Origin of the sequence: Bordetella sp. BOR01, assembly GCF_019218885.1 — a bacterium.
In the GTDB taxonomy this organism is placed as follows: domain Bacteria; phylum Pseudomonadota; class Gammaproteobacteria; order Burkholderiales; family Burkholderiaceae_B; genus Bordetella_A.
Genome location: NZ_JAHUWT010000003.1, coordinates 385,609 through 397,186 on the forward strand (window position 1 = coordinate 385,609; position 11,578 = coordinate 397,186).

General features: G+C 62.7%; 13 protein-coding genes. 2 read left to right on the forward strand and 11 right to left on the reverse strand.

The features are described from left to right. Positions 1-23: 23 nt before the first annotated feature. The 4 genes from KW845_RS16610 to KW845_RS16625 all read right to left on the reverse strand — a co-directional run bounded on the left by KW845_RS16610 (position 24) and on the right by KW845_RS16625 (position 3,718). Complete coding sequence (locus KW845_RS16610; protein ID WP_255592705.1) at positions 24-1,088, reverse strand: hydroxyacid dehydrogenase; 1,065 nt, start codon at positions 1,086-1,088, stop codon at positions 24-26. After that, entirely contained in the window at positions 1,085-1,765 is a 681-nt protein-coding gene (locus KW845_RS16615; protein WP_218370446.1) for an RraA family protein, read from the reverse strand. Before KW845_RS16615 ends, KW845_RS16610 begins: the two co-directional genes overlap by 4 nt. A gap of 30 nt (positions 1,766-1,795) precedes the next feature. Further along, positions 1,796-2,764 (reverse strand): tripartite tricarboxylate transporter substrate binding protein, encoded by a 969-nt coding sequence (locus KW845_RS16620; protein ID WP_218370447.1) that lies wholly within the window; start codon positions 2,762-2,764, stop codon positions 1,796-1,798. A 69-nt stretch (positions 2,765-2,833) separates the two neighbouring features. Next, positions 2,834-3,718 carry an NAD(P)-dependent oxidoreductase gene (locus KW845_RS16625; RefSeq protein WP_218370448.1) on the reverse strand — a complete coding sequence of 295 codons (885 nt, stop codon included), beginning with the start codon at positions 3,716-3,718 and terminating at the stop codon, positions 2,834-2,836. A 201-nt stretch (positions 3,719-3,919) separates the two neighbouring features. Between KW845_RS16625 and KW845_RS16630 the strand changes: the two genes are divergently transcribed. Then, positions 3,920-4,861: a LysR family transcriptional regulator gene (locus KW845_RS16630; RefSeq protein ID WP_218370449.1), complete on the forward strand. Its 942-nt coding sequence runs from the start codon at positions 3,920-3,922 to the stop codon at positions 4,859-4,861. A gap of 16 nt (positions 4,862-4,877) precedes the next feature. On the opposite strand, the gene KW845_RS16635 is transcribed toward KW845_RS16630, so the two are convergent. The 3 genes from KW845_RS16635 to KW845_RS16645 form a co-directional block, all read right to left on the reverse strand. After that, the gene (locus KW845_RS16635; RefSeq protein WP_218370450.1) at positions 4,878-5,897 is read right to left on the reverse strand and encodes a tripartite tricarboxylate transporter substrate binding protein; all 1,020 of its coding nucleotides are present in this window, start codon (positions 5,895-5,897) and stop codon (positions 4,878-4,880) included. 43 nt (positions 5,898-5,940) lie between these two features. Beyond that, entirely contained in the window at positions 5,941-6,750 is an 810-nt protein-coding gene (locus KW845_RS16640) for an HpcH/HpaI aldolase/citrate lyase family protein (protein ID WP_255592798.1), read from the reverse strand. 73 nt (positions 6,751-6,823) lie between these two features. Then, positions 6,824-7,123: a LysR family transcriptional regulator gene (locus tag KW845_RS16645; protein WP_218370452.1), complete on the reverse strand. Its 300-nt coding sequence runs from the start codon at positions 7,121-7,123 to the stop codon at positions 6,824-6,826. Positions 7,124-7,287: 164 nt separating this feature from the next. On the opposite strand from KW845_RS16645, the gene KW845_RS16650 reads away from it, so the two are divergent. Next, positions 7,288-8,268: an NAD(P)-dependent oxidoreductase gene (locus KW845_RS16650; protein WP_218370453.1), complete on the forward strand. Its 981-nt coding sequence runs from the start codon at positions 7,288-7,290 to the stop codon at positions 8,266-8,268. 64 nt (positions 8,269-8,332) lie between these two features. Here KW845_RS16650 and KW845_RS16655 read toward each other — a convergent pair whose 3' ends face one another. From KW845_RS16655 to KW845_RS16670, 4 genes are all read right to left on the reverse strand, one after another. Further along, positions 8,333-9,328 carry a tripartite tricarboxylate transporter substrate binding protein gene (locus tag KW845_RS16655; RefSeq protein ID WP_255592707.1) on the reverse strand — a complete coding sequence of 332 codons (996 nt, stop codon included), beginning with the start codon at positions 9,326-9,328 and terminating at the stop codon, positions 8,333-8,335. Between the two features lie 23 nt (positions 9,329-9,351). Beyond that, positions 9,352-9,951, reverse strand: coding sequence for a thiamine pyrophosphate-dependent enzyme (locus tag KW845_RS16660; RefSeq protein WP_218370454.1), 600 nt, complete (start codon positions 9,949-9,951; stop codon positions 9,352-9,354). Positions 9,952-9,958: 7 nt separating this feature from the next. Then, complete coding sequence (locus tag KW845_RS16665; RefSeq protein ID WP_218370455.1) at positions 9,959-10,477, reverse strand: thiamine pyrophosphate-binding protein; 519 nt, start codon at positions 10,475-10,477, stop codon at positions 9,959-9,961. A 175-nt stretch (positions 10,478-10,652) separates the two neighbouring features. After that, complete coding sequence (locus tag KW845_RS16670; RefSeq protein WP_218370456.1) at positions 10,653-11,546, reverse strand: LysR family transcriptional regulator; 894 nt, start codon at positions 11,544-11,546, stop codon at positions 10,653-10,655. Between the last annotated feature and the right edge of the window lie 32 nt (positions 11,547-11,578).

Sequence of the window (11,578 nt, forward strand, 5' to 3'; positions counted from 1 at the left end):
CCTGTTGCGGGCCGCCCCCGCCCTCAGGCCGCCCGGGCCATGCGGGTGTCAGCCAGGCGCTGCAGCAAGCGCGGCCAGACCTCGGGGTTGAGCAATTGCGGCGGCCGCTCGCCGGCCAGCACGGCGGCAATCTGCCGGGCCGACCCCTCTGCAACCTTGCGGCGCCCCTCGTGCGTGACCCCGCCGGTATGGAACGCGACCACGACGTCCTCGCGGCGCAACAGCGGATGCGCCGGCGCGGGCGGTTCTACCTGCCACACATCGAGCCCGGCGCCGGCCAGGTGGCCGCTTTCCAGGGCCTGTTGCAGGGCGGTTTCATCGTGGATACCGCCGCGTGCGGTCGACAGGAACAAGCTGCCCGCTTTCATGCGCGCATAAGCCTCGGCGTCCATCATGCCGCGCGTGGCGGCATCCAGCGGGCAATGCAGGCTGACCACATCGGCCTGTTGCAACAGATCAGCGAACTCGACCGGTTCGGCGCCACGCACACGGATCTCGTCGGGCGCCAGCAGCGGATCGTAGGCAATGGACCGCATGCCAAAGCCCGCGGCAATGCGCGCGACGCGGCGGCCGATGGCCCCCAGGCCGACAATGCCCAGCACGCGCCCTTCGATCTCGTTGCCCATGAGCGCCTCGCGGCTGGCCGCGGTGCCGTTGCGCAATGCGGCGCCAGATGCCGCCAGGCGCTTGACCAGCGCCAGCAGCATGGCGAATGTCATCTCGGCCACCGACGCCGCATTGGCGCCCGCCTGGTTGACCACGGCCACGCCGGCGCGCGTGCACGCCGCCACATCGATGGTATCGTAGCCGGCGCCGCCGGACGACACGCACAGCAGGCCGGGGCAGCGCGCCAGCAGTGCCTCATTGACCCGCCAGCAGCACGGCAGCTCATCCTTGGCGGCCGACACATGATAGGCCTGGGCCCGCGCCAACCCGGCCCAGGTGGCCGGATCGCCGGCCGTGGCCGGCAGCACCGAAAGCGCCAGGCCCGGCGCTTGGACGATGACCTCGTCGAATACCGGGTTTGTCCACAGATCCAGGCGCACGACCTGCAACGGCGCCAGGGGCTGTTCCGGCATTGCTGTCATGCCTGCCCCGGCAGGGTGCAGCCTTGCGCGCGCAAGCGGGCGTCGATCCACGAGGTATCGAGCTTGCCGGCGGCGATCTGCGCCAGCGTCTGCTCTTCGGCCGCGTGCTTGGCAGAGGCCTGCCGGTACAGTTCTTCGGCCTGTTCGTAGGGCACGCACAGCAGCCCGTCTTCATCGCCCAGGATCAAGTCGCCGGGCGCGATCGACATGCCGTCGAGCGCAACCGTGCAATTGATCTCGCCCGGGCCGTCCTTGTAAGGCCCGCGGTGCGTGATGCCGGCCGCGTAGACCGGAAAGGCATTGCGGCGGATGGTGCCCGAATCGCGAATGGCACCGTTGATGACGATACCGGCAATGCCCCGCGAAGCCGCGTACGAGGTCATGATTTCGCCAATGATGGCGTTGCTCAGGTCGCCGCCCGCATCCACCACGATCACATCGCCGGGCTGGGCCAGGTTCAGCGCCTTGTGCACCATCAGGTTGTCGCCAGGACGCGTACGCACCGTCAGCGCGGGCCCCGCCAGCAGCGTGCCGTCATGCATGGGGCGCAGCCGCGCACCGCCCGCCGTCATGCGCGACATGCAGTCGCTGATGTTGGCCACCGGAATGCGGCGGAACTGCTCGATCAGTTCGGCGCTGACAGTACGTTGGCGGGCGTGGATCTCGAAGCCGATCATGGTGATGTTCCTATAGAGGGAAAAAGAAAGTCATTGTCGTGGAATTCCGGCTTCTTGCACGACCTTGCCGAACACGTCGTGGTCGGCGCGATGACGCTTGCCCAGGTCCTGCGGTGTGCCTTTCATGACGTTATAGCCCGCCTGCTGCAACTTCTGCACCAGCTCGGGTTTTTCCAGGGCCTGGTTGACCGCCGAATTCAGGGTGGCGATGACATCGTCGGGGGTCTGGCCCGGCGCCATCAAGCCCCACCAGATCGTCTGGTTGATCGTCTTGAAGCCGCTTTCCACAAACGTGGGCACGTCCGGCAGGGCCGGCGAACGCTCTTCGGCCACTACCGCCAGGGCACGTACCTTGCCGCTGCGGATCTGCGGCAGCAGCGAGGCGACCGAGCCGGTATACAGGTCGATGCGGCCGCTCATCAAATCGGGAAAGGCTTGCGACCAGCCGCGATACGGCACATGCATCAGTTCCATGCCGGCGGCCTTGCGCCACAGGTGGCCGATCAGGTCGCCGCTGCCCCCGATGCCGGGAATGCCCAGCGATACCTGTCCGGGCTTGGCCTGCGCGGCGCGCACGACATCGTCCAGGGTCTTGAAGGAAGAATCCGGCAGCACGACGAACACGCTGGGCGAGGAAGCCACCAGCCCTACCGGCGTGAAGTCCTTGAAGGTGTCGTAGCTCAGCTTGTTGTACAGCCAGGGATTGAGCACGATGTTGTCGGTCTGGGCCATGACCAGCGTGTGCCCATCGGGCCGCGCCCGCGCGGTGGCGTCCAGCGCCAGGTTGCCGCCCGCGCCGGGCTTGTTCTCGACGACGATGTTCCAGCCGGTATCCTGCCCGATGGCCGTGGCCATCATGCGCGTGAGCGTATCGGTGCCGCCGCCGGGCGGGAACGGCGATATGAAGGTAATGGGCGCATTGCCCAGGTCAGCCGCGCCGGCAGCCGCCGAGCACGATGCCAGCATGGCGGCCGCCATGATGCGCTTCAGGATTTGCATAGTCTTCCTCACCTGTTGTGATTGTGTGTCGAGCGTGCCGCGACGCCCATTGCGGCGACGCGGCGGAATTCAGGATTGCCGCGCCAGCGGCGTCAGCCAGGCCAGCCGCGCGGAAACCGTGTCGGGCACCTCGAGCGGCGCCCCGCCGGTCGCCGCGCGCGCCGTCTCGATACCATCGGCAGTACGCGCGAACAGGCGCTCTACCCCATCGAGCACCAGCGGTTGCAGCCCGGCCTGCACCAATTGCTCGCGTGCCTCGCGCACCTCGGCCAGCCGGCGCGGTGCATGCAGCACGTGCGAGCGCACGAAAGAGTCCAGGAAGGTCGTCAGCGGGGTGCGGTCCATGTCACCCAGCACGTCGTACAGCGCACTGCGCAGGCCCAACTGCTCGGCCGCCACCAGGCACTCGACAGCCAGGCTTTCCATGCCCTTGGTCAGGATGCTGCGCAGCAGCTTGAGCTGCACCGCGTCGCCCGCCTGCCCGGCGATGGCCTGGGCAGGAATACCGCAGCCTTGCGCAAACTCGACGACGGCCGGCGCGGCCGTGCCGGCACACAGCAGCGGCGTACGGGCACCCAGCAAGGCAATGGCCCCCATGATGGCGACATCGGCGAACGGCACGCCATGGTTGTCCGCCACCTCGGCCGCGGCGCGCATGTCGGCCGCGCTGGCGGTGGTGAAGTCGACATACCACGCATCGCCGCGCATATGGGGGATGGCCTGTTCGGCGACAGCACGGGCGGCATGGCCGTACACCGCGGACACCACCAGGTCTGCCTCGGCCAGCCACGACCCCGGCGTGGTATGCAAGGTTGCACCGTAGGCATGCGCCTGGGCACGCATGGCCCCGTCCTGGCGCAGTTCACAGACAGCAGGCACGGAATACCCGGCGGCCAGCCAGGCTTGCGCGTAGCAGTGCCCGACTTCGCCACAGCCGATAAGAACGATCTTCATGGGAATAAATACATTAAAAGTACAATTTTATACCTATAAGTTAAGCGCCTACCTGATACATAGGGAAAATCCTAGCCGATAAATACATAATTAGTACATTATCGGCCCTGGCGCTGATCACGACGCGGAATTCGCCGTTGGCGGTATACAGTTGCCCAAGGCGCGCCGGCGCCAACGTCCTGCCCCTATCCCTCGATGACGATGAAAGACCTGGACACCATCCCGATCGAAGCAATCAAGACCCTGCCGGACCTCAACCAGCTCAAGTACTTCTGTGTGATCTCGAAGGAAAAGTCGCTGCGCGAAGGGGCACTGAAGCTTGGAGTCAGCCAGTCGTCATTGACGCGCAGCATCCTGGCGCTCGAGCACGACCTGGGCGTCAAGCTGCTGGAAAGATCCCGGCAAGGGATTGCCCTGACGCCGGACGGGCACGAACTCTTGCTGCGCGCCGAGCCCCTGCTCTCTGCCTTGACAATGGCCCAGCGCAGGGCCATTGAATTCCGGGACAGCGCCACCGGGCAGGCACGGCTCGCCGTTCCCGCCACGTTGTCGAGCTTTCTGCTGCCCCCATTACTTAGCCTATATGCCGCGGACCTGAAGAAGACCCACATCAGCATCCTGGAAGGGCCGGCGCGCCAGATCAACCAGTGGCTCAAGGCCGGGGAAGTGGATGTGGGCATCATTGTCGGCCCAAGCCACGACAGGCAAATCAGTGCCGAGCTTCTCTATGAAGAAGAACTCTACCTGATGTGCCGCACGATTCCGGCGGGCGCGACCAAGGACGGCATCACCTTCGATAAGCTGGCTCAGCTTCCTTTGGCGCTACCGCTCATGCCACTGGGCAGCCGGCAGATCCTTGAATCCCTGGCGGAACAAGAGGGCATACACCTGAACCCGGTCGCAGAGGTTGACAGTCCCGGCATCCAGAAACTGCTGGTATTGCATCACGGCCTTTGCAGCGTGTTCTCACGCCTGGTCTGCCAGGACGAACTGCGCAGCGGCCTGATACATGCCATACCCATCACGCCCGCACCGATCCGAAAGTTCTATATCGCCACACGCGAAGGCGGGCAGCCGTCCCCGGCGACCCGCCTGCTTGCCCATTTGCTCAGAAGAGTCGGCCAGGGCCTCAGAATCTCTTAGCTACGGATAACGCCTGTCATGAGCCGCCATCCATGGCGATACCAGCGTTGTCAATCACTGCCTTCCATCTCTTGTTCTGAGCAATCAGCTCTTGGCGGAATGCGGCCACGCTTTCGTCCTGCTCGATGAAAACGCCTTCCGCCGTGAAATCCCGGACCAGTTCGGGGTCGGAGAGCGCCTGCAACGTTATCTCGCTGATCTTGTCGGCCACCGCCGGGGGGATGCCGGCCGGCGCAAAAAGGCCGATCCACACAGACATTTCGGCCTCTGGGAAACCGACCTCTGCCACCGTGGGTACATCGGGGAACAGGTTTGACCGTTCTTTCGTCGTGACAGCCAAAGGGATCAGCTTCCCTGTCTGAATATGAGGCAGCACAAGCTGGGAATTGCCAAAGATCAGATCGATGCGGCCGCCGAGCAGGTCGCTGAGCGCGCCCGCAGCCCCTTTGTACGGAACGTGCGTCAGTTGCACGCCGGCAACCTGCTGCAGCAATTCTCCTCCCAGATGAGAGGTCGATCCTACGCCACCCGAGGCATAGGTCAATGGCTGCCCCGCTTCCGCCCGCGCTTTCGCCAGGGCGATGAGGTCTTTCAACGATTTGACGTTCAGGCTGCTTTGAACGACAAGAATATTGGGAAAGGAACCGATGCGGCTGATGGGTGTGAAGTCGTTGACGGCATCATAAGAAAGGTCTTTGTACAGGCCGCCATTGATCGCATGGGTACTGATGGTGCCCGCAACGAGCGTGTAACCGTCGCGTGGAGCCCGCTTGGCGGCGTTGACGCCCACAATGCCTCCGGCGCTGGGCTGATTCTGGATGACGATAGGCTGACCCATGATCCTGGACATGGAATCGGCGACACGGCGCGCCGTGATGTCCGATGATCCTCCAGCCGTGAACGGCACAATGACCGTGACGGGCTTGGACGGATAATCCGCCTGGGCCCACGCAGGGGTTGAACCCATCAAGAGTGTTCCAGCCGCTACAACAGGCATGCTCAAGGCGCGCAATATCCTCATTTTCTTGAAAATCATCTCTGCCATCCTTTGGTATTTAGAAGAATTATTTATGGGCTGGTCACCGGGTAACCGAGGTCGCCTTCTTATAGATCTCGTGCGCCGTGACCTGGACATTGCGCAGATGGTTGGCCATGCTCTTGTAGTCGATCGAATACACATAGAACGCCACGCCGGCCGGATCACTGCCTTCTATTTCGGCAGGGTCGTTGATGTACAGCCCTACCGGTATGCGGCGTTTGCCGGCTGCTGATTTGATTTTCTCGATAGCCCCGAGAATGTCGGGATGGCGCAATTGCCCATGCAGCCCCATGGACGTTGCAAGATCTGCCGGCCCGGGCATCAGGCAGTCGACAGACACCTCATCGAGAATCGACTCTATCCGCTCGACTACCTGGGCATCCTCAATCAGGCCCATGGACACGACGTTCTCGTTGGAAGCCTGCGCCACCTCGGCAAATGGCAACAAACCGAACCCCGCGGCAGGTACCCCGGTGCAAGTCGGGCGGCTGCCCTTGGGGGCATATGACATGGCACGCACGACCTCATTGGCTCCGTAAGAGGACATGCCGTAGTGGGGCAGCATGAATCCCGCCGCGCCCGCGTCCAGCAAGCGCCCGGCATCCGGGAAATTCGCCACGCCCAGGCGCACGATCGGGCGAATACCCGTGGCCTGGCACGCTCGCACGTGTCCAGCGACACTGCGCACATCGTTGGCACCGTGTTCCATGTCAACGACGACGAAATCGAAGCCGGCGTATCCGTAAACAGCGGAAATATCCGGGTCGGGCGAAAAAATAAATGCCCCCAGAACTGTCTTTCCAGACTCGGGGGCTTGTTTCAGCAGATCTTTCAGACCGATTTGAATCATATTGATCACTCCATCATCGAAGCGCCCAAGGTACACGCCGGGCCCCGTGTAAGCCAGGGCTTGATGATGCTAATTAATCAATAGATCGATGCGATTTACTGATCTCACAGGACCAGAGCCTTATTTCCTGTAATTCGCCCAGGATCCGGCCGACATCACCAAGAAAACTCTGCCCCGCAGGCGTCAGTTGAGTTTCGTGACGGCCGCCACGTACCAGCAGCAGCACGCCAAGGTCCCGTTCAAGTTGCTGGATCGGCCGAGACAGAGCAGACAGGCTGATTGCCAGATCCCGGGCGGCAAGGCGATACGAACCCCGGGTGGCAACAAGGTAGAAGTAGATCAGCGTTCGAGTGTCAAACAGGCGTTTTTTCACCGGGCTTTCCGCGTAGCGTGTGCAAAGCCGAATCATACATTTTGGCATCACACTATTGCGTATAACAGATCACTGAAAACCCGTCACGCGCGGTACTGACTTGTACTATGGGCTGCCCTTTCTGTTGATTCAGAATTTCATTCAACAACGCTGGAAAGACAAACATGCTCGAGATTGAAAATGGTTCGTTTCTGATTACAGGCGGATTAAGCCTGATAGGCTCGCACCTGGTTGATGCATTGCAGGAGAAAGGGGCAAAAGAAATCCGGCTCCTGGATAATTTCAGTCTCGGTTCATCAGAACTGGCACAGGTGATGGAAGCCAAGCCTGGCGTCAAGGTCATCCGGGGAGACATCACACGGCTTCCAGACCTGCTTCATGCAATGAAGGATGTCGACGGTGTTTTCGCATTGGCCGGCTACCTGACCTTGCCCATGAACGCCAACCCGCCCCTCGGCGTGGAAGTCAACGTAATGGGTATGCTTAATACGCTAGAGGCGGCGCGCCTGCTGGCCGGCAAGAAAATCGTATTCGCTTCTTCCATTTCCGTTTATGGCGACCGCCGCAGCGAAACCATTACGGAAGAGACGCCATTTGGCTCATACGGCGTCAATGCGGCAATTTCGACTTACGCCTCCACAAAGCTCGTAGGAGAACACCTGGGCCGGCTATATGCGCAGAAGTACGGCGTTGCCGCATGCAATGCCCGGTTCTCTACGGTCTACGGCGAAAACCAGCACGGCAGAGGCGTCAATGCCTTATATATTCTGGAAGCGCTGCAGGCTGTGGCCCGCGGCCAGCCACCCGTAATTGCCGGCACGGGCGAAGAGTCGCACGACTTCATCCACGCAAGCGATGTGGCGCGTGGATGCATCGCGATGATGGCCCGGGGCGGGCCGGGGGCCACCTTCAATATCGCGTCGGGTGTTTCCACCAGTGTGAACAAGCTGGTCGGAATGGTGCTGGACGAATACAACAGCACGCTGAAGCCAGCATATAAAGAAGACACTCGCGATGCCAAGGCGCCCTCTCACAGCAAGCTCGACATCTCGATCGAGCGCGCGCGAACGCAACTGGCATGGGAACCGCGCGTAAGCCTGGCCGCGGGCATACACGGCTTGCGCGTGTGGATGGAAAGCCAGTGACGGCGCGGCGAGCCGCTTGGCGGTCGCGGGGCCTGTTGCCGCCAGCAGGCCCCGCGCCGGCCGGTTACTGCGTCTTCACCCCCGCGGCCTTGATCATCGGCCCCAGGCGGCGCATATCGGCTTCAAGCGCCTTCATGAACGGCTCGGGAGGCCCGCCGATCACGCGCGCGCCGTCCCGCTCGATCTCAGCTTTCACCGCGGGCGAATGCAGCACTTCGTTCAAGGCGCGGTTGATTTTTCCTATCGTCTCGTCCGGCGTCCTGGCGGGCGCGACAATGCCGTACCAGGTGACCTGCTCATAGCCCGGGTAACCGCTTTCCGCCACCGTGGGCACGTCGGGCAAGGCCGGCGAACGCTCGGCCGACGTAACCCCCAGGCCCCGAACCTTCCCGCCTTCGATGAACCCGCGCATGGTCACGCTGGTGCCCACCCAGGCAGTCAACCGGCCACCCAGCATGTCAGGCATGCCCTGCGCAATACCGCGGTAGGGAATCAAGTTCAACTCGGTGTCCGTGCGGCGCCCGAACTCAAGCATGGCCATCTGGATATTGATCGTCGGATAGCCGATGCTTACCTCGCCAGGCCTGGCCTTCGCCCTGGCGACCAGGTCTGCCAGCGTGGCCGGGCCGTCTTGCCCCACGGCAATGACATAAGGCGTGGACAGCACCATGCCCACCGCCTTGAAATCCTTCAACGGATCATAGGACAGGTTCTTGTGGATGAAAGGGTTGACCGCGATATGGTCGATGAGCGTCAGTCCCAGCACATATCCATCCGGATCGGCGCGCGCAACCGTCTGCAGCGCGATATTGCCGTTGGCGCCGCCCTGGTTCTCTACCACCACATCGGTGTGCAGCGCCTTGGCCAGGGGGTCGGCCAATAATCGCCCCAGGCGATCGCCGCCGCCCCCCGGCGGGAACGGCACCACCAGCCTGATGGGCTTGCTTGGATAGGCCGCTTCCGCATGCGCGGCAGATGGCTGGATGCCAAGCCCGCAAGCGGCCACGGCCAACACGATTGCGCTCACCACTGCGCGACGATTCCGGGTGACGATCATCATGGTCTCCTCTTTGTTATTGCTGCCTACTGATGCGCATCCGCGCCCAGCAGCGCCTCGCGGAAACGGCTGCGCAGATACGGCCCGTCGCGCGGCGGCAGCGACGTCGGCTGGGGGCCGGTCGCCACCTTCACGGTGGCCAGCACGGGGCCAGCACCGTGCAGAATCGTGTCTACCGCCTGGTCGAGCTCGGATTCGGTGCGCGCGACAATGGCCGTGCCAAAGCCGCAGGCCGTAGCCACCGCGGCAATGTCTACGCCGCGTCCGGCATGGGCGGGCTGCATCCCCGTCTCGGCATAATGTTCGTTGTCGATCACCACGATGCTCAGGTTGGCAGCCCCATGCACCGCGACAGTCGCCAGCGAGCCCAGCCCCATCATCATTTCTCCGTCGCCGACGAAGACGATGACGCGCTTGCCGGGCTGCGCCTGGGCCAGGCCCAGGCCTATCATCACCGCGCCGCCCATGGCGCCCCACAGGTAGAAGTTCTGGGCACAGTCGCCGGCCGCCGCCAGGTCGAAAGTGGGATTGCCCAGGCTGGAAATGGCCAGTGCATCACCGCGGTCGCGCAGTATGCGGGCAACCGCCAGGCGACGATCCAGCGTCGATGGATTCTGCGTAGTCATGGTCTGCTCACTTATCGAAGTTCTTGGTGCCGATCACGCGCTGGCCTATCAAGACCGCGACGCTGCGCCCGGTCTGGTAGGCGAACCGCGCGCCCGCCGAGACATTGACCGCCACCTCGTCCGGCGCGTCCGCCCGGTACACATACACCCCCGAATCCTCGAGCACGCGCTGTGTCGATTTGCCCATGGCGACCTGCCACGGATTGAACTCGCCCCATTCGCCGCGCATGGTCACTATCATGAAGAGCGGCATGCGGGCCTCGTGCTGCAGGGAAAGCATATTGATGCAGTTGCCCACGCCGCTGGACTGCAGCAACAGCACCGCCCGCTCTCCGCCCAGCCAGGCGCCGCCGGCCATGGCCACCCCTTCTTCTTCGGTGGTAAGCGACACCGACTGGATCCCGGGATCCTGGTCGCACATGCGGATCAAGGCACTGTGGCCCGCATCCGGCACGTATGAAACCTGGCGCACGTTCAGTGCCTTGAATGCGTCGTATATCTCTCGAGGCCAATCTGGATTCGGCATATTGCTCTCACTACATGGAAATGGGCTGGCGCGGCTGGCACGGCAACAATCTTCCGATGATGAGAGGAAAAACGGCCTGAATAAAGGGAATTAAATTCCTGCCGACGATTCCACGAAGGAATATCCCGGAATCCATCCCGGCTGGGGGAAAGCGCCGCTGACGCGGCGCCGCAGGTCAGTGCGCCTCGGTATCGAAGTCGACGCATTCCTGGGCCAGCTCGGCCATCGTGCGGGCAAGCACCGAGCCCAACTCATTGCGGAACAAAGCGTAGTACTGCGCACTGGGCGCAGGCTGCTCGGTGCGCAGCAGCACCAGCCTGCCGTCGTGCAGATAAGGCGAAAAATAGCCTTTGGGAAGACACACCACCCCCAGGCCCGCCACGGCCAGGCCTGCGATCGCAATCAGGTTATCGATGGCAAGAATGTCCGACTGGGACGAATCCACCTGCAGCCAGCGGTCGCACAAGGCGCTGATCACCGAATCGCTGGATTGGCCCAGGATGGCCATCTCGCCGATCTCTTCGACGCTGAAGCACTTGCTCTCATCGAACAGGCTGGGACTGCCCATCCAGGCGAATTCGACCCGGGCCAAAGGCAAGGCCTGGAGATCGGGGTGCAGATACATCTCGGGCAGGAATGCCAGGTCGATCTCGCCGGCCAATAATTGCCGCTGGAGTTTGCCGCTCAAATCCAGGCGAGGATGCAGCCCCAGGGACGGATAACGGGCCCGGGTCTTGCGAATGAGCGATGACAGCCAGGTCATCGCCGTCATTTCGGTAATTCCGATTTTCAGCAACCCGGTCATGGTGGGATTGCCTTTCAGGTGCAACAGCATGGAATCGCGTTGCTGCAGCATGCCGCGGGCAAAGTCATGGATGCCCTGCGCCCGGTCGGTCAGCACCAGGCGGTGGCCAGACCGGTCGAACAGGGCAACCCCGAAAGCGGTTTCCAGCTCGTGGATCCGCTTGGTGATTGCCGACTGTGTCGTATGAAGCCTGGCGGCAGCGGCGGTGAACGTGCCGAGTTTCACGCTCCAGTAGAAGGCCTCTACCTGCTTGATGGTGATCACCGCGGCTCCGTGCGTAGTTCTGCCAAGGAATA